This is a genomic window from Prauserella sp. PE36, from assembly GCF_003311655.1.
Taxonomy (GTDB): Bacteria; Actinomycetota; Actinomycetes; order Mycobacteriales; family Pseudonocardiaceae; genus Prauserella_A; species Prauserella_A endophytica.
In genome coordinates, this window is the sequence record NZ_QEQT01000047.1 from 53,655 (window position 1) to 71,740 (window position 18,086).

Genomic DNA, 18,086 nt, shown 5'->3' on the forward strand with positions numbered 1-18,086 from the left:
CTACATGCGACAGTCACAAGCCGCCGTCCTCGAACGGTACCGCGTGCTGGAGGGCGAGTTCGCCACCGAACCCTACGAGGCGGGCTGGGCCACCGAGGCGCGCTGGTTCGTGCAGGTGCTGCGCGCGTCCGCTCCGGACGTGAAGGTGGTGCTGACCACGCAGGTCTCCCCGGACGGCCTGCACTGGTGTGACGCCGAGTGCCCGCCACAGGTCGCCGAGGGCGAGGGGATGATCTCGTGGCCCGTGCGGGAGTTCGGGCAATGGCTACGGATCCGCGGATCCGTCGAGGGGGACGAAGGATCGGTCAAGGTTCAGATCTACCTCACGCTCAAAGAATGAGCATTGGAGACACACATGGTGAGCACGTACAACCGGCGCGGCTTCCTCAAGATCAGCGGCATCGGCCTCGCCGGCGCCTACCTGGCCGCGTGCAGCGTCGGCGGCGGTGACAGCGGCGCGGCCGCCAACGCGCTGAAGGCGGCGTTCGCGCAGCCGGTCAACGATCTCGATCCGCACGGGCCCAGCAGCGTCGACGAGAGCACGCTGCTGGCGGGGCGGCTGATCTACGACACGCTGATCCGCCGCGACGGTGACAAGCTGGTGCCCGGTGTGGCCACGTCCTGGGAGCAGACCGACGAGAACACGTGGGTGTTCCAGCTTCGCGACGACGTGACCTTCCACGACGGCAGCAAGCTCACCGCCGGTGACGTGAAGGCCTCGCTGGAGCGCGTGAAGGACGCCGGGACGGCGCAGTCGGCGCTGTGGACCTCGGTGAGCGCCGTCGAGGCCGAGACCGACACGACGTTGCGCATCACCACCAGCGAGCCACTGGGCACGATGCCGGTGAACCTGACGCTGATGTTCATCCTGCCCGCGGCGAAGATGAACGAGCCGGGGTTCTTCCGCAAGCCCATCGGCAGCGGGCCGTTCCGGGTCGACGGATTCACGCCGTCCGACGAGCTGCGCCTGAGCGCGGTGGAACACTGGGGCGGCAAGCCGAAGCTCGACCGCGTCACCCTCCCCTACATCCCCGAGACCTCCAGCCAGATCACCGCGCTGCGCACCGGGGAGCTGAGTGCACTGTGGCCGGTGCCGCCCGACCAGCTTCGCGAGCTCGAGGGCCTCGACGAGATCCGGCTGGAGACCATCCCGAGCTACGCGTACTACTTCAACTGGTTCAACTGCGGCAGGGAGCCGTTCACGGACCCGCGCGTGCGCAGGGCCATGTGGCGCGCGGTGGACGTCGCCGGGATCGTCAAGAACCTCTTCGGCGACGGCGCCGAGTTGATGACGGCGCCGATCCCCTCCACCGTGTTCGGGCACGCGCCGCAGGAGCCCTACCGGCACGATCCCGACGCGGCGAAGCGCGAGCTCGCCGACGCGGGGCTGGCCGACGGCTTCCGCACCTCACTGATGTGGTTCAGCGACACGGGACCGCTCGCCGACGCGCTCGCGCAGGCGATGATCTCGGACTGGGCCAAGATCGGCGTCACCGTGGAGCCGCAGAACGTGGAGAAGGCGGAGTGGCTGCGGCGGCTGAACGCCAAGGAGTTCGACATGGACCTCCAGATCAACACGGTGACCACCGGAGACGCCGACTTCACGCTCGGCAGGCTGTACGACTCCGACGCCGACCGGATGGGCTACCGGAACCCCGAGCTCGACACCATCCTGCGGCAGGCGCACCGGGACTCCGATCGCGGGCGCCGCGAGGAGCTCTACAGTCGGGCATGCAAGATCGTCTGGGACGACGCGGTCGGTATGTTCCCCGCCGCGCTCATCAGCACCTACGGTCTGCGCAGCACCGTCGAGGGGTTCGAACCGGCGGCCAGCAACCAGCCCGATCTGCGTGGCGTGACGCTGGCGTCCTGAGGGAGGGGCAAGGATGGAGTCACGGCGGGTGACCCTGAAGGACATCGCGAAATCGCTCGGGGTGTCGGTCAACACGGTGTCGCGGGCACTGACCGGTAAGGACAGTGTCGGCGAGGACACCCGCGCCCGGATCAAGGCCGAAGCCGAACGGCTCGGGTACGTGCCCAACTCCATGGCCCGCTCGCTCGTACTCGGGTCGGCGATGACGCTCGGCCTGGTCATCACCAACCCGTCGAACCCCTTCTACGCCAGGCTCATCAGCACGATCGAGCAACGCGGCCGCGTGCACGGCTACTCGCTCATGCTGCTGGTCACCGAGGAGAGTCCCGACGGTGACCGGGCCGCGGCGGAGACGTTGCTGCGGTGGGGCGTGGACGGCGCGCTCGTGGTGCCGGTACAGGGAGACGGCGAGCACTGGGACCGGCTCAACGAATCGGGTGTGCCGCTCGTGTGCCTCAACCGTGACTTCCCCGCCCTTGACCTCGACTTCATCGGAGTCGACTACGAGCACGGTGCGTACGAGGCCACCCGGCACCTCGTCGACGGCGGCGCGCGCACCCTGTGCCTGCTGGAGGAGGACCTGCCGATCTCGCCCGTCGCCGACCGCACCACCGGCTTCCGCAGGGCGCTGACCGAAGCGGGCATCGAGGCCGGGACCGACCCCGTGCGCTCGGTGCCCACCCGGCGGAGGGAGTCACTGACCCTGCCCTGGGAGCCCGAGGACGCCTACCGCCTGGCGCAGGACATCGTGCGCGGCGGTGACCTCCCCGACGCGATCATGGTCGGCAACGACTACTTCGCGCTCGGGGTGTACCGGGCGCTCACCGAGGCCGGCCTTCGCGTCCCCGAGGACGTGCTGGTCGGCGGATTCGGCGACCACCCCTTCGCCGCCTACCTCAATCCCCCGCTGACGACCGTCCGGCTGCCCGCCGCCGACATCGGCACCACCGCCGTCGACCTGCTGCTGCAGCGGATGAAGGGCCGGGACGACCACGACGCGACGGAGAAGCGGCGACTGCCGACCGAGCTCGTCGTGCGCGACTCGAGCCGGACAGGAAAGAGCACAATGACGTGATCATCTACATCGCACGCCGGCTGGCCCAGTCGGTGTTCCTGGTCTTCGGTGCCATCACGATCGTCTTCCTGGTGCTGCGGGTCATTCCCGGCGACCCGGCGTCGCTCATTCTCGGCAGCCAGGCGACGGCCGAAGAGCTGGAGGCCAAGCGTCAGGAGCTCGGACTCGGCGACCCGTTGCTGGCGCAGTACTTCCGCCATCTTGGCGAGGTCCTCCGCCTGGACTTCGGCGAGTCGTGGCGGCTCGGCGGCGACGCCTTCGCGAACGTGCTCGAGCGCCTGCCCGCCACACTGACCCTGGCCGGCTACGCGCTCGCGCTGACCCTGCTCATCGGCTTCCCGCTCGGGGTGCACGCGGCCCGCAACACCGGCAAGGCCGTCGACCGCCTCGTCTCCTACCTGTCCCTCACCGGCCAGGCGCTGCCCTCGTTCTGGGTCGGCATCATGCTGGTGCTGATCTTCTCGCGGATGCTGGACATCCTGCCCGCCACAGCCGACGGCACGCCACTGGCACTGGTGCTGCCCGCGTTCACGCTCGCGCTGCCGTTCCTCGGCTGGCTCGCCAGGCTCGTGCGCAACGGGACCCTCGAGGAACTCGGCAAGGACTACGTCCGCACCGCGCGCTCGAAAGGCCTTTCCGAACGGGTGGTGTTCAACGTCCACGTCCTGCGCAACACGCTGACCCCCGTGGTCACGGTGCTGGGGCTGGTGCTCGGCAACTTCATCGCCGACGCGGTGATCATCGAGCAGGTCTTCGCGTGGCCCGGCATCGGCTCGCTGATGATCGAGTCGATCGTCAACCGCGACTACGCCGTGGCCGAGGCCGCGATCCTCCTGATCGCGATCTTCTACATCGGACTCAACCTCGCGGTCGACGTCCTCTACTTCTACCTCGACCCCCGGATCACGCTGGAGACCGTATGAAGTCGAAGGCCGCGAAGGCCGCCACCGGCGTGCTGGCACTGTTCGTGCTCGTCGCCGTGTTCGGCCCCATGCTCGCCCCCTACGACAGCGTGGCCACGGGCGTCTCCGACCGGCTCCTGCCGCCCGGCAGCACCCTTTCGGACGGCTCGTTCGCGCTGCTGGGCACCGACCAGCTCGGCAGGGACGTGTTCGCCCAGGTGATCGCGGGGTCGCGGATCTCACTACTGGTCGCCGTCACCGTCGTGGTGGTCGGCGGGCTCATCGGCCTGGTGCTCGGCCTGCTCGCCGGGTACTACGGCGGCTGGCTGAACACGGTCATCTCGCGCGTCGGCGACATGCAGCTGGCGTTCCCCAGCATCCTGCTGGCGATCCTGCTCGCGGGCGCGCTCGGGCCGAGCCTCACCAACGTCATCATCGCGCTCGCGGTCACCCGCTGGGTGATCTTCGCGAGGGTGGTGCGCGGCTCCGCACTGTCCACGCGCAACCGTGAGTTCGTGGACTCCGCCAGGGTGATGGGCGCCGGCAGCGTGCGCATCATGGCCCGCTACATCTACCCGTCGTGCGTGCAGCCGCTGCTGGTCGCCGCGACCGTCCAGGTGGGACTGACGATGGTGGCCGAGGCCGCGCTGAGCTTCCTCGGTCTCGGCGTGCCGATCGACCAGGCGTCGTGGGGCTCCACGATCGCGGCCGGGCGCGACTACCTGGCCTCGGCGTGGTGGATCGCCGCCGTTCCCGGGATCGCGCTGACGCTCGTGGTGATCTGCGTCGGCGTCCTCGGAGACTCGGCCAGGGACGGTTCCGACAACACGAAGGTGGCGGTGGTCCGATGAGCGCTCTGCTGGAAGTGACGGACCTCGTGGTCGCGTTCGGCGACGTACGGGCGGTCCGCGGGGTGTCGTTCAGCCTCAGCGAGGGCGAGACGCTCGCGATCGTCGGCGAGTCGGGCAGCGGCAAGAGCCTCAGCTCGCTGGCCGTGCTCGGGCTCCTGCCGGCACAGGCCCGCGTCGAGTCCGGTGAGATCCGCTGGGCCGGCGAGGACGTCAGCGCGATGAGCGAGCGGGAACTGCGCGCGCTCAGGGGCGAGCAGCTCTCGATGATCTTTCAGGATCCGCTGAGCGCGCTGAACCCCTCACTGACCGTGGGCTACCAGATCGCCGAGATGTTCCGGCGCCGCCGCGGCCTTCGCCGCGACGAGGCACGAAGGCGCGCGGTGGAGGCCATGACCGAGGTCGGCATCCCGGACGCCGCACGGCGGGTCGGCGCGTACCCGCACGAGTTCTCCGGTGGCATGCGTCAGCGCGTGATGATCGCGATGGCGCTCGCGCTGCAGCCGCGGCTGCTGATCGCGGACGAGCCCACCACCGCGCTGGACGTCACCGTGCAGGCGCAGATCCTGCGGCTGCTGCGGCACCGGCAGCGCGAAGGTCTCGCGATGGTCATCATCAGCCACGATCTCGGCGTGGTCGCCAGGACGGCACGGTCGGTGGTCGTCATGTACGCGGGCCAGGCGGTCGAGTCGGGCACCGTGGCCGATGTCTATACAGCGCCTGCCCACCCTTACACGCTGGGTCTGCTGGACGCGAGCCCGTCCGCTCGTGACAGCAACCGGGAGATCCGGCCCATCGACGGGTACCCGCCGGACATCACCGCGCTGCCCACCGGTTGCGCGTTCCACCCCCGGTGCCCGTTCGCCCGCGAGCGGTGCCGGACCGAGGAGCCGGGCCTGCGCGAGTTCGCACCCGGCAGGTCCAGTGCGTGTCACTACGCGGAGGAGGTGCTCGCCCGTGGAGCAGCAGTCGACCACGCCGGTGCTTGAGCTTGTCGATCTCGTCGCCGGATACCGGTCGCGGCACGGCCTGCTGGGCAGGCGGAACGACGTCCGCGCCGTCGCAGGCGTGAGCCTGTCGGTGAGCGCGGGTGAGACGGTCTGCCTCGTCGGCGAGTCGGGGTGCGGCAAGTCGACGGTGGCCCGAGCGGTCGTGAGCCTGCTGCGACCGTTCTCCGGCGAGGTGCGCTTCGACGGCCGGAACGTGACCGGACTCAAGGGCCGTGAGCTGAAGAACCTGCGGCGGCAGGTGCAGCTGGTGTTCCAGGACCCGTACGCCTCGCTCAACCCGAAGATGACGGTGCGGGAGCTGATCAGCGAGGCGTGGCGCATCCACCCCGGTATCGTCGAGCCGGACGGGTGGGACGCCGAGGTGGCCCGGTTGCTGGAACGCGTCGGGCTCAACCCCGGTCACGCTGAGCGCTACCCGCACCAGTTCTCCGGCGGCCAGCGACAGCGGATCTCCATCGCGCGGGCGCTCGCGGTACGTCCGCGGCTGATCGTGTGCGACGAGGCGGTGTCGGCGCTCGACGTGTCCATCCAGGCGCAGGTGCTCACACTGCTGAGGGAGCTGCAGCGCGACCTCGGCGTGGCCTATCTCTTCATCACTCACGATCTCGGCGTGGTGCGGCACTTCGCGGACCGGGTCGCGGTGATGCATCTCGGATCCATCGTCGAGTCCGGTGACACCGAGCAGATCTACGAGCATGCCGAGCACCCGTACACGCGGGCGCTGCTCTCGGCGGCACCGAGCGTGGAGGACTGGCGCGACGACGCCGAGAACGGCGAGATCGTGTTGACCGGGGACGTGCCGTCGCCGCTGAACCCGCCACCGGGCTGTCGCTTCCACACCCGGTGCTGGAAAGCACAGGACCGATGCCGCACCGAGGAACCCGAGCTGCTCGAGCGGGGTACGGGCCACCCGGTCGCCTGCCACTTCCCCGCTACCGATCCGGTCGCCGCAATGTGACGGCAAGGGACCCGGCCGGCCAGCGATGGTCCGGAATCCTGGAACGCTCACTCCGCGGGCTTTGCGCCGCGCGCCGAATTCGGAGACCCTGGTGTGTGCCGCGTGTTCGGTCGAGTCGGGTTGCTGGACAATCGGTGGTCCGTGCGCCCCGTCCGTACAATTCCTCGTACTCATCGAGCATCGGTTGCAGCAGATCCGTGTCTTCTTCCATGTCCGGGATTGATGCTGAATGCTTCGACGGCACGAATACGTCAACGTGGAGCACCAAGGCGCCCGGAAGGGAAACCTTTCGAGTACTCCTTGCGCCGCCCAGGAAGTGTTAACCCGATTCTTGCCTCAGTTGCGTCCCAGTCGGGCGCTTCTTGCCCGTGAGGGTGCGGCGGGTTGGGGCATGTCGAGCGGGGCGAGCTGTAAATGGGGCAGTTCTGCCCATTGCCCGGAAAGCTGGGCGAGCGTTTGGCTCTAGGACACGCGAACATCCACTCGTGCTGTCGAGGAGTCTGCCCATGAACATCGAGGACTATGCAGCGCACGACGCGACCGGGCTCGCCGAGCTCATCAGGTCCGGCGACGTGTCCGCCCAGGAGATGCACGCGGCGGCGAGCGCGGCCATCGAGAAGGTCCGGCCGCGGATCGGTGGCGTCGCCGAAGGGCCGTGGCCGGAACCTCTCGCCTACGATGCGGCGGGCGTGTTCGGTGGCGTGCCTTTCGGCCTGAAGGACCTCGTGTGCCACGCCGCCGGGCTGCCGACCCGGATGGGCAGCCGCCTGACCGGCGAGAAGGGCGTGACCTTTCCGCACGACACCGAGCTCATGTCCCGGTTCCGGCGGGCAGGCCTGGCCACCACGGTACTGACCACGACACCGGAGATGGGCTACAACGCGAACACCGAGCCCGTCGTGCACGGCCCGACCCGCAACCCGTGGGACGTGACCCGGTCCGCGGGTGGGTCGAGCGGTGGATCCGGCGCCCTCGTCGCCGCAGGCGCGGTGCCTGTCGCCCACGCGAACGACGGCGGCGGATCGATTCGCATCCCCGCCGCCTTCAACGGCCTCGTGGGGCTCAAGCCCACACGCGGCCGGGTCCCGCTCGCGCCGGACTTCCAGGAGGCACTGTACGGGTGCGCGGCGGAGTTCGTCGTGACCAGGACCGTGCGGGACAGCGCGGCGTTGCTGGACGAGGTCGCCGGGTGGGTGCCTGGGGAGAAGTACCGGCTGCCGGATCCGGTCCGGCCGTTCGCCGCCGAGCTCGAGCGCGATCCCACCCCGCTCACCATCGCCGTGCAGACCGAGTCGTGGGCGGGCACGGAGGTGGATCCGGAGGTCGTCGCGGTGGTCGAGGGGGTCGCCAGGACGCTGGAGGAGCTGGGACACCGGGTCGAGGCGGCGGGCCCTCGCTTCGACTGGGAGGAGTTCCTGACCGCCAACTGCCGCCTGTGGGCGGGCTTCGTCGCCGAGTCCGTGCACGCCACGAGCGCGTTGTCCGGGCTCGCACCCGGCCCCGACACGCTCGAGGCCAGCGTGCTCGCCGGATACGAGTACGGGCGGAGGTTGAGCGTGCTGCAGGTGGGCGAGGCGTTCTCGATCGTCAACGGGATCAGCAGGGTACTCGGCGAGTTCCACACTCGCTACGACGTCCTGCTGACCCCCACGACGAACACGCCACCCCTTCCGCTCGGGTATCTCGACGCCGACGACAGCGCGCTGGGCCACGAGGAATGGACCCGGAGGATCTTCGACGTCGTGTCGTTCACCCCGCTGTTCAACCTCACCGGCGCGCCGGCGATCAGCCTCCCGCTCGGTGCGACCTCCGGCGGCCTGCCGATCGGCGTCCAGCTCGCGGCCGACCTTTGCGAGGAGTCGACGCTGCTGGCCCTCGCCGGTCAGCTCGAACGGGCGCGGCCCTGGAACGGGCGGCGACCCGGCGTGCACGCGGCCGCTTGATGCGTGGCCCGTCTTGTCGCGGGGGCGCAACCCGGGGGAGACTTCGACATCCCCGGGGAGGTAGCCGTGAGTGCATCGACCGACGAGACGCGAAGCGAGGAGTTCGGGCTGGAGCTCGCGGAGATCGCCGCCGAGACGCGGGCGGGGGCGGACCCGGCGCCGAGGCTGCTCCAGCTGCTCACCACACTCGGTGAGGCGCCTGCCGGGATCATCACCCGATGGGACCGGCAGGCCGGCCGGCACCGCGTCGCGGCGGTGCGCGGCTACTCGCCCCAGATCGTCGACCACGTCGTCTCGAACGCCTTCCACAGCGATCCCGCCTACCGGGCCATCGCCGCCGACCGCGCGCGGCCCCTGCGCTCCTGGCAGGACCTGGAGTTCGACTACGCGACCACGCGCACGGCTCGCGAGTTCCTGCTGCCGGAGGGATATCGCGGCGGCGTCTCGCTGCGGCTGGTCACCAGACGGGGACGGTACGTCGGCGATCTCCACATGAGCACTGAAGCCCGCTGCCTGCCCTCCGCCGCGGCGATGCGCCTGTTGCACCGCTGCCACACGCTCCTCGCCGCGTGCCAGGAGATGCCACCGTTCCCAGGCTCACCGGCGGCTCTGCTCCCGGACGCGGAGAACGTGACGCTCATCCGCCGCGACGGGAGCGCCCAGCCCGTGGACGGGCGAGCACCCGAGGAGGGAACGGCCCTGCTGGAAGCGCTGCGTGCCGTCGTCGCCGCCGACGGCACGCACGCCCCGGACCGGTCGTATCACTGGCTGGACCGCACCGGGGCATGGCACCACGTCCGGGTCAGGCAGGTGCGCGCGGGCGTGACCGTGTCGACAAACCGGGTCGCGGCGCCGCACGGGTTGAGCCACCGCCAGCTGGAGATCCTCGACAAGATCTGCGACGGTCACTCCAACCTCGCCATCGCCCGGCGGTTCCACCTCAGCGAGCGGACAGTCGCCCACCACGTCGAACGCATCCTCGGCAAGCTGCACGTCGGCTCACGGGCCGCGGCGGCCGCCTTGGCGGAACAGGAAGGCCTCAGGCTCCTCGGGCCGCCCCACTCGCCCTCGACCACTGCCGGGGGTTGATCGTCGCGGCCACGATAGGCGTGTGGCGGTGGTTCCCGCGACGGGTATGTCCAGCGCAGGCTGGCGCCTGCTCTACACCGGCGACATCGTGTTCATCGCGGCCGAGGCACCTGATTGTCCACGGTTACCACAAAGGAACAGCAACGGATCGCAGGACCCGTCCTGGCCCGGCCTTGGTCTCAGGCGAGTCGCTCGACGATCGTGGCGTTGGCCATTCCCCCTGCTTCGCACATGGTCTGGAGACCGTAGCGCCCCTCTCGGGCATCAAGGACTCCGAGCAGTGTCGTGAGCAGGCGAGTTCCGGAGGCACCGAGGGGATGGCCGAGCGCGATCGCCCCTCCGTGCACGTTGATCCGCTCGGTGTCGGCACCCAGCTCGCTCGCCCACACCAGCGGTACCGGCGCGAACGCCTCGTTGACCTCGTAGACGTCAATGTCTCGCAGGTCGAGTCCGGCCCGATCCAGCACCGCGCGGGTGGCGGGGACCGGGCCGGTCAGCATGAGAAGGGGATCGTCGCCGACCACCGAGGCGGCACGGATGCGCGCTCGCGGAGCCAGTCCGAGCGCTCGGGCACGGTCCGGTGCGGCGAGCAGAACCGCGGACGCGCCATCGCTGATCGGCGACGAGTTGCCCGCGGTGATCCGCCATTCGATCTCCGGAAACCGGGCAGCGGCGGCGTCGTCATGGAAAGCGGGCGGCAGTTCGGCGAGCCGCTCCGTGGTCGTCCCGGGCCGGAGGGTCTCGTCCGTGCCGAGGTGAATGCCCGGCACCTCGATCACCTCGTTCCAGAACGCACCGGCCGCCCACGCGGCGCTGGCCTTGTGGTGGGACGCCGCACTGAAGGCGTCCAGTTCCGCGCGCTCCAGCTTCCAACGCGCGGCCAGCAGCTCCGCGGAGACTCCCTGATGGACAAGGCCGTCCCGGTAGCGGTCGCGCAGCCGGGCTCCGAGATCCGCGGGTCGCGAGCTGCCAAGGGTAATCCTGCTCATAGACTCGACTCCGGCGGCGACGACGAGGCCCTGCGCACCAGCGGCGATGGTGTACGCGGCGAAGTCGACAGCCTGCTGGCTCGACCCGCACTGCCGGTTCACCGTGGTGCCCGGCACCGATTCGGGGAACCCCGCGGCCAGCACCGCGTTGCGCGCGATGTTCCCGGATTGATCTCCGACCTGCTGGACGCATCCGACGACGACGTCGTCGATGCGGCCGGGATCGACGCCGGTGCGCTCGACCAGCGCGGCGAGTGTCCCGGCGAGCAGGTCGATCGGATGGACCTTCGCGAGAGCACCGTCGGGTCGGCCACGGCCGGAGCGGGTGCGCACGGCGTCGACGATCCATACCTCTGCGTTCATCATGTCGTCCTCGCGGTTGTCGCGGCCGGGCGGACCTGCGGTTGTGGGATGCGCCGAGCATTCTCGGTCGCCTGCAGGAGCGCGTGAACGGCGTCGTTGACCGGCGTGGGCACCCCGTGCCGGAGTCCGAGCGCGCACACCGTCCCGTTGAACAGCGCGTGCTCGGTCGGCCGCCCTGCGAGTCGGTCGTAGAGCATCGACGTGCCGTCCTCCGGGGCGAACCGGTCGTAGAAGTCGAGCGTCGCCCGGACGTCGTCGTGGCCGAGTGCCGCGCCCTCGGCGCGGCCGACCTCGACCGTCTCGGTGAGCAATGTACTGGCGAGCTGACGGACCTGCGGCTCGCGCAGGACTTCCATTCGCCGGCCGGTCAGTGCCGTCACCGCGTTCGCCGCGACGTTCGTCAGCAGTTTGCGCCACGCGGCGGTGCGGAAGTCGAGTTCGAGCCGGACATCGATCCCCTCGGGGGCAAGGGCCGCGGCCCGTTCCCCTGCCGGGCAGGCGGGTACCACCAGGTGCGCCCCGCGGCGGTGCCGTGCGCGGTTGGGCCCGGTCCGTTCGGCGGCGACGTAAACGAGGGCCGGCAGTACGTCGGCGGGACCGGCGAGTCCACCCACCCGTTCGACGTGGTCGATTCCGTTCTGGCAGACCAGCAGAGTGGTTCCCTGGTGGCACGCCCGGGACAGCCACGGGGCCGCGGAGGTGGTGTCCTGTGCCTTGGTGCAGAGCAGCACCCAGTCCGAGCCGGTCACCGTCGCCGGGTCCGTACGGACCCGGACGGCGGGAGCCCGCACCACGCCGTCACGTTCGACGGCGAGCGGGGCCGAGGTCCGGCTGCAGGCGACGACGTCGTGTCCTGCGTCGGACATAGCGGCCGCCAGCACGACTCCGACAGCTCCGGCTCCGACGACGGTGACCGTGCTCATTCGGCGTCGGCCCTCGTTCCCGGATGCGCGACCGTGGACACGAACGCCTCCCGCTCGGCCCTGGAGCGTTCCCTCCAGCCGAACACGGCGACGAGGGTGACCACGCAGCCGAGCAGCATGTACACGCTCACCGACAGCGACGTGCCGGTGCGCTCCAGCAGCCAGGCCGCCACGAGTGGCGCGAACCCTCCGCCAACCACCGCACCGATCGCGTAGGCCAGCGATGAGCCGCTGTAGCGGATCTCCGGTGGGAACAGCTCGGCGTAGGCCGCCGCCTGCGGACCGTAGGTCAGGCCGAGGCCGATGGCGAGTCCGAACACCGACACCAGCATCCAGCCCAGCGAACCGGTGTCGAGCAGCAGAAACATCGGGAAGGTCCAGGCCCCCATCGCAAGCGTGCCGAAGAGGTAGGTCCGCCGACGCCCGAGCCGGTCCGACCAGCGCGCCCCGACAACTGTCCACAATGCCCAGGAGAGCGCTCCCACCGTGCCGACGAGCAGCATTTGGCGTCGGCTCATCCCCAGTGCGGTCGTCCCGTAGGTGCCGATGAAGGCGATCATGATGTAGCCGCAGAGGTTCACACCGACGAAGAGCCCGACGGCCACGAGCAGTGCGCGCCAGTGTTCGCGGAGCAGCACCGCCAGCGGAGCGCGCCGCCGCGCGTTGCTGCGGCGGACCTGCTGGAACACCGGGCTCTCCTCGACGCCGGAGCGCACGACGAAGCCGATGGCGATGAGGACGATGCTCCCCAGGAACGGGATGCGCCAGCCCCACGCCACGAACTGCTCGGGGGTGGTCGCCGCCGCCGCGACCAGCAGGGCGACGTTGGCCAGCACCAGCCCGAAAGAAGCACCGAGCTGCGGGAACGACCCGTAGAACCCGCGCCTGCCCGGTGGCGCGTACTCGACGGCGAGCAGCGCCGCCCCGCCCCACTCGCCACCCGCGGACAGGCCCTGCAGGAATCGGAACACCACGAGCAGGATCGGCGCAGCGGCGCCGATCGTGGCGTACCCGGGCAGCAGGCCGATCGCCGTCGTCGATGCGCCCATCAGGATGAGGGTCGCCACGAGCATGGCCTTGCGACCGATCCGATCACCCAGATGGCCCGCGATGATGCCGCCCAGCGGACGTGCGAAGAAACTGACTCCGATCGTCGCGAACGAGGCGAGCACGGCTGAGGAGGTCGCCAACTCCGGGAAGAACAGTTGTCCGAAGACCAGACCGGCAGCCGCTGCGTAGATCAAGAAGTCGTACCACTCGATCGTGGTGCCGACGAGACTCGCCCACGCCGCGCGGCGGATCTGGCGCGGCTCGGGAACGGGGGCGGCGGAGGTGCTCACGGTGTCGACGGGAGGTCGGTCAGGCGCGTGGGTCATCGTTGATCCTCTCGAACGCGCGGGGCGGGTGGGCTCTCTACTGGTTCTGCTGGTTTTGCTGGTTCTGTTACTGCAGGACGTCCGGCTGCTCGTGCACGATCTGCTGGTAGAGCGGTTGGAAGCTGAACCACGCCGCCCGCGGCGTGCCCATCGTGTCGCGCACCGCGCGGGCGTCCTCGGGGTCGGCGGGGACCGGGTCGCCTGCCGCTTCGGCGAGCAGCTGCACGTGGGCGCTGTGCTCGAAGGCGATGAACCACCACGCGGCCTCGTCGACGGTCCGGCCGACCGTGACGATCCCGTGGTTGCGCAGCACGGCCGCGCGATGCGGGCCGAGGTTCTGTGCGATGGTCTTGGCCTTGAGCTCCTCGAGCGTGACCCCCGTGTGATCGGTGTGGAGCACGTGGTCCTCGAAGAACATGCATCCCTCGTTGGTCAGGGGAAGCAGGGGCCGGTCGAGCGCGGACCATGTCGTGCCGTAGACGCTGTGAGCGTGCGCCGCGGCGACGACATCGGGCCGGGCGGCGTGGATCTCCGAGTGAATCCGAAACGCCGCGGTGTTGAGGATCCCCTCGCCCTCGACCACGACGCCGTCGTGGTCCACGAGGATCAGGTCACTTGCCCTGATCTGCCCGAAATGCATCCCGAAGGGGTTCACCCAGAAGCGGTCGGAGAACTCGGGGTCCCTGGCCGTGATGTGGCCTGCGACGCCCATGTCGAACCCGTGCTTGGCGAACGCCCTCAGCGCGACCGCGAGCCGCTGCTTGCGGTCGCGGCGTTCGTCGGCGACAGAGGCGAAGGCCGGCGGTTCTGCGAACACCATCGTGCGTGGAACATCAGACATGACAGCTCCTTTGAGGAGTCGAGTGTTCAGTGGACGACACCGGTCAGCCGCCGAGGCCCATCCCGCCGGAGACCCCGAGGGTCTCGGCGGTGACATAGGACGCCTCGGGTGAGGCGAGGAAGCAAACCCCGGCGGCGATTTCCTCCGCCGTTCCGAGCCTGCCGAGCTGAGTACCAGCGATCATCGCGGTGAGCATGCGCTCGCCGTGCGGGCCGCTGTCCCGGATCGCCTGCACCATCGGTGTTTCGGTCGGGCCGGGGGCTACGCAGTTGACGGTGATGCCGTAGCGGGCGTTCTCCCTGGCGATCGACTTGCCGAATCCGATGACGGCCGCTTTCGCCGCCGCGTAGACGGCATTGCCCTTGGAGCCGATTCGCCCCGCCTCCGAGGTGACCGTGACGATGCGGCCGTAGCGGGCCTGTTGCATCGCGGGAAGCACCGCCCGGGTGCAGGCGAGCACCCCTTCCACGTTGACAGCCAGTACGTGCCGCCACCGTTGCGGGGTGGTCTCGGTGAACCAGCCGAAGTCGTCGCACCCGGCGTTGTTGACCAGGATGTCGTACGTCCCTGCCCCGAGCAGTTCCTGTACGGCATCCGGGTCGGTGACATCGAGCGGCGCCGACCGGGCGCCGATCGCAGCCGCGGTCCGCGCCGCGGCGGCACCATCGAGATCGGTGACCAGGACATCGACGCCGTCCTTCGCCAGCCGCGCCGCGACAGCCGCGCCGATCCCGCGCGCTGCTCCCGTCACGACGGCCCGCCGCCGTGTGGCCGAGGCGGTCATCGGCCCGTGAACACGGGGGCCCGGTGCTCCAGCACCGCGGCAAGACCCTCGCGTGCGTCAGCACTGCCGGACAGCTCGGAGACGGTCCGGGCCTCATCGGGCAGTGCGTCCTCGACCGACCGTCCCACACCGTCCCACAACAGCCGCTTCGTCGCCGCGATCGCACGGGGGGCGCCAGCGGCCAGCGTGCGGGCGAGCTCCTCGGCGCGCTGTTCGAGCTCTCCGTCGGGGACGACCTCGGTGACGAGACCGAGTTCGTAAGCATCCTTCGCGGTGAGCCGGGGGTTGGTGAGAATGATGCGCATGGCCTGCCGGAGGCCGACGATGCGGCTCAGCGTCACGGTCGTGCCCGCGTCCGGGGCCATGCCGACGTTCGTCGCGGCCGGTAGGAACCGGGCGCTCTCCCCCGCGACGACGAAGTCCGCCGCGCACACGAGACCGAAGCCTCCCCCGCCCGCGGCGAATCCCTGGACTCTGGCCACAACGGGCGCCGGGAGGCGGATCATCGCCGAGACCGAGATCTGCAGCCAGGAGGTCACCTCGCGCAGGTGCTCGGGAAGGGCTTCGCCGTGCGAGGCGAAGTCCTTGACGTCGCCGCCGCCGCTGAAGTGGCGGCCGTTTCCGCTGATCACCAGCGCTCGGAGATCCGACCGCCGGTGGCAGGCCATGAGCGCGTCGTACAGCGCGCGCAGCAGCCCCACCGTCATGCCGTTGGCCGCGTCAGGACGGTTCATGCGCAGGTCGGCGACGCCGTCGCGGATGTCGAGCAGGACGTCACCGCTGTCGATAAGGGAGGTCATCGGCTCCTGGCCTTCCGGTCGGTGAAGGCGGCGAAGGCGGCATGCCCCTCGGCCTCCAGGTGGTCGAGTACGTGCTCGGTCTCCATGTCCAGTCCCGCGTCAAGTGAGTGGGCGAGTGCCTGGTTCACGAGTTGCTTGCTGCGTGCCATGGCCGGAGCGGGATTCGCCAGGAGGAGGTCGACGACCTCCTCGACGGTCCGGTCGAGTTCTCCCGGCTCCGCCACGCGGTAGGCGAGGCCCCACTCGACGGCCTGCCTGCCGCCGATCACCTCGCCGGTGAGGATCAGGCCCATCGCTCGCTGGCGGCCGACGATCCGCGGCAGTCGCTGGGTCGACCCCCCGCCGGGTACCTGGCCGTACCGGCAGTGGATGTCGGCGATCCGTGCGTCCGCGCTGACCACGGCCAGGTCGCACGCCTGCACCAGCTCGAAGCCACCGGCCACGGCGTGACCGTGCACCGCGGCGACGACCGGCACCGGCACCGAGCTGATCGCCCGGCACGCCTCGCGGAAAGCGCCGAACAGCTCGGCGGTGGCGTCCCGCCCCCTGGCGTGCAGCGTGGCGAGTGCGCCGACGTCGCCGCCCGCGCAGAAGTCGGGGCCCGCCCCGCTCAGGACAAGGACGCGAGCACGGGCCGCGAGGGAGGTGACGGCCTCGGCCAGCTCCCTCGCAAGACCGATCGTGACCGCGTTGCGTTCGGCAGGCCGGTCGAGGACGACGTGGCCGACCTGGCCGCGCAGCTCGCGCCGGACGGTCACCGGACGGCCGGTTCGGAGGAGATCGGTGTGCCGGGCAACCGGCCGGCGACGGCGGGGGCCACGTCGGCGAACTCGGCGAGGCCGAGCACACGCCGTGCTTTCCCCTCGTAACGGGGCAGCTCCCCTGCCCTGGCCGCCACGACGGGAAGCCGGATTCCCAGACGGTCCCGCAGGCGGGACTCGAGCTCGAACGGTGTGCCGGGATCGGCGCCGTCGGCGAGCTCGACCACCACGATCGCCTCGGTGGCCCGCAGACCGTCCGGGTCGCGGTCGACCACCAGCTGCCATCCGACGCCCGTGCCGACGGCGGCACACACGACGTCCTCGACCTGAGAGGGCATGACCAGCGAACCCCGAACCTTGAGCACATCGTCGCTGCGCCCGGAGATCCAACTGATCTTCGGATGGCCCCGACGGCCACAGGGGCAGTCGAAGGAGTCTTCGACCCAGGAGGTGAGGTCACGAGTGCGCCAGCGCAACATCGGGGATGCCTGCCGTTGCAAGGTGGTCACGACCAGCTCCCCACGCACACCGGGTTCGGTGATGCGCTCGTCGGTCTCCGGGTCGAGGATCTCGATCAGATGGTGGTCCGCCCAGACGTGGAAGGCTCCCTGCTCGGCCGCGTGCTCGCAGGTCCCGGCCACGAAGGGCCCACCGAGTTCGGTGGTGCCGTAGGTGTTGTGCGGCCGGAAGCCTGCGGGCATCGCCGCGGCGAGGCGGGACATGGCGGCTGGGCTCATCGTCTCGCCGCCGAAGATCCCGACGCGCAGCTTCCAGTCGGTGCCCGGATCCACGCCCGCCTCGTGGGCACGCTCGATCAGCAGCAGCGCGAAGGTCGGCGTGCAGGAGAGAACGGTGACGCCGAGGTCCCGCAACCGTTCGATGGCAAGCGACGTCCGGCCCGGTCCGGCCGGGAACGTGGTGACGCCGATTTCCTCGAATGCCCGGTCGAGGGAAGAACCCCCGATCCAGAGCCCGTAGCCGTAGCACTGCCAGGCCACGTCGTCGGGACGGACTCCCATAGCGGTCAGGTTCCGGGCACCGAGTTCGCCGATGTTGCGGAGGTCGGAACGGCTGAAGGCGATGTTGCACGGCAGCCCGGTCGTGCCCGTCGTCGCGTTCAGCCGGGCGACCTCGCCCAGCGGCACGGCCTGGATCCCCCAGGGCTGGAGTGATCGCAGCATGGACTTGTCCAGGCACGGTAGCGCCGTCAGGTCGTCGAGACCGCGGATGTCACCGGGCTCGGCACCCACCCTGGCGAGTGCCTCGCGATAGTGCGGAACGTTGGTACAGCGTCGGAGTGTGTCCGCCAGCAGGTCGAACTGGAGTAGCTCGATGCGCTCGCGGGGCATGGTCTCGATGTCGGCTGACCAGTAGGTGGTGGTCACGGTCGGGCCCCTTTGCCAAGTATGCGCGGACGCGGAGCGCGTCCAAAAATCAACCGATCGTTCGGATAATAGAATGCACACGCGGCCCCCTGCGGTCAAGGCATTGCGACCGTGCACCGCACGGAAAGGCCGACAAACCGCAATGACGTCAGCGGTCATCGCGACT

The 18,086-nt window shown here is 70.0% G+C and carries 17 protein-coding genes; 9 read left to right on the plus strand and 8 right to left on the minus strand.

Annotation, left to right across the window (positions count from 1 at the left end; all coding sequences use genetic code 11):
- Positions 1-4 precede the first annotated feature (4 nt).
- From DI005_RS09230 to DI005_RS09270, 9 genes are all read left to right on the plus strand, one after another.
- Complete coding sequence (locus DI005_RS09230; protein WP_113641862.1) at positions 5-340, plus strand: hypothetical protein; 336 nt, start codon at positions 5-7, stop codon at positions 338-340.
- Positions 341-355: 15 nt separating this feature from the next.
- Positions 356-1,873, plus strand: coding sequence for an ABC transporter substrate-binding protein (locus DI005_RS09235; protein ID WP_113641863.1), 1,518 nt, complete (start codon positions 356-358; stop codon positions 1,871-1,873).
- Between the two features lie 13 nt (positions 1,874-1,886).
- A complete protein-coding gene (locus DI005_RS09240; RefSeq protein ID WP_112267957.1) occupies positions 1,887-2,948 on the plus strand; it encodes a LacI family DNA-binding transcriptional regulator in 1,062 nt (353 codons plus the stop codon).
- The gene (locus DI005_RS09245) at positions 2,945-3,871 is read left to right on the plus strand and encodes an ABC transporter permease (RefSeq protein ID WP_112267959.1); all 927 of its coding nucleotides are present in this window, start codon (positions 2,945-2,947) and stop codon (positions 3,869-3,871) included. The genes DI005_RS09240 and DI005_RS09245 overlap by 4 nt, the downstream gene beginning before the upstream one ends.
- Positions 3,868-4,701: an ABC transporter permease gene (locus DI005_RS09250; RefSeq protein ID WP_113641864.1), complete on the plus strand. Its 834-nt coding sequence runs from the start codon at positions 3,868-3,870 to the stop codon at positions 4,699-4,701. Before DI005_RS09245 ends, DI005_RS09250 begins: the two co-directional genes overlap by 4 nt.
- On the plus strand, positions 4,698-5,687 hold the full coding sequence (locus tag DI005_RS09255) for an ABC transporter ATP-binding protein (protein ID WP_113641865.1): 990 nt from the start codon (positions 4,698-4,700) through the stop codon (positions 5,685-5,687). The genes DI005_RS09250 and DI005_RS09255 overlap by 4 nt, the downstream gene beginning before the upstream one ends.
- The gene (locus DI005_RS09260) at positions 5,656-6,666 is read left to right on the plus strand and encodes an ABC transporter ATP-binding protein (protein WP_112267965.1); all 1,011 of its coding nucleotides are present in this window, start codon (positions 5,656-5,658) and stop codon (positions 6,664-6,666) included. The genes DI005_RS09255 and DI005_RS09260 overlap by 32 nt, the downstream gene beginning before the upstream one ends.
- A 506-nt stretch (positions 6,667-7,172) precedes the next feature.
- The gene (locus DI005_RS09265; protein ID WP_113641866.1) at positions 7,173-8,609 is read left to right on the plus strand and encodes an amidase; all 1,437 of its coding nucleotides are present in this window, start codon (positions 7,173-7,175) and stop codon (positions 8,607-8,609) included.
- 66 nt (positions 8,610-8,675) lie between these two features.
- Positions 8,676-9,698, plus strand: a complete 1,023-nt coding sequence (locus DI005_RS09270) for a helix-turn-helix transcriptional regulator (RefSeq protein ID WP_113641867.1) — start codon at positions 8,676-8,678, stop codon at positions 9,696-9,698.
- A gap of 179 nt (positions 9,699-9,877) precedes the next feature.
- Here the strand turns inward: DI005_RS09270 and DI005_RS09275 are convergent, their stop codons facing one another.
- The 8 genes from DI005_RS09275 to DI005_RS09310 all read right to left on the minus strand — a co-directional run bounded on the left by DI005_RS09275 (position 9,878) and on the right by DI005_RS09310 (position 17,920).
- Complete coding sequence (locus tag DI005_RS09275) at positions 9,878-11,050, minus strand: acetyl-CoA C-acyltransferase (protein WP_113641868.1); 1,173 nt, start codon at positions 11,048-11,050, stop codon at positions 9,878-9,880.
- Positions 11,050-11,973, minus strand: coding sequence for a 2-dehydropantoate 2-reductase (locus DI005_RS09280; RefSeq protein ID WP_113641869.1), 924 nt, complete (start codon positions 11,971-11,973; stop codon positions 11,050-11,052). Before DI005_RS09280 ends, DI005_RS09275 begins: the two co-directional genes overlap by 1 nt.
- On the minus strand, positions 11,970-13,349 hold the full coding sequence (locus DI005_RS09285) for an MFS transporter (protein ID WP_112267988.1): 1,380 nt from the start codon (positions 13,347-13,349) through the stop codon (positions 11,970-11,972). The genes DI005_RS09280 and DI005_RS09285 overlap by 4 nt, the downstream gene beginning before the upstream one ends.
- Before the next feature lie 67 nt (positions 13,350-13,416).
- Positions 13,417-14,190, minus strand: coding sequence for a class II aldolase/adducin family protein (locus DI005_RS09290; protein WP_228714145.1), 774 nt, complete (start codon positions 14,188-14,190; stop codon positions 13,417-13,419).
- Between the two features lie 43 nt (positions 14,191-14,233).
- Complete coding sequence (locus DI005_RS09295; protein WP_233520065.1) at positions 14,234-14,941, minus strand: SDR family NAD(P)-dependent oxidoreductase; 708 nt, start codon at positions 14,939-14,941, stop codon at positions 14,234-14,236.
- A 29-nt stretch (positions 14,942-14,970) separates the two neighbouring features.
- Positions 14,971-15,774: an enoyl-CoA hydratase/isomerase family protein gene (locus DI005_RS09300; RefSeq protein WP_112267994.1), complete on the minus strand. Its 804-nt coding sequence runs from the start codon at positions 15,772-15,774 to the stop codon at positions 14,971-14,973.
- Entirely contained in the window at positions 15,771-16,532 is a 762-nt protein-coding gene (locus DI005_RS09305) for an enoyl-CoA hydratase/isomerase family protein (RefSeq protein WP_113641870.1), read from the minus strand. The genes DI005_RS09300 and DI005_RS09305 overlap by 4 nt, the downstream gene beginning before the upstream one ends.
- On the minus strand, positions 16,529-17,920 hold the full coding sequence (locus DI005_RS09310; RefSeq protein ID WP_158559797.1) for a phenylacetate--CoA ligase family protein: 1,392 nt from the start codon (positions 17,918-17,920) through the stop codon (positions 16,529-16,531). Before DI005_RS09310 ends, DI005_RS09305 begins: the two co-directional genes overlap by 4 nt.
- Positions 17,921-18,086 lie beyond the last annotated feature (166 nt).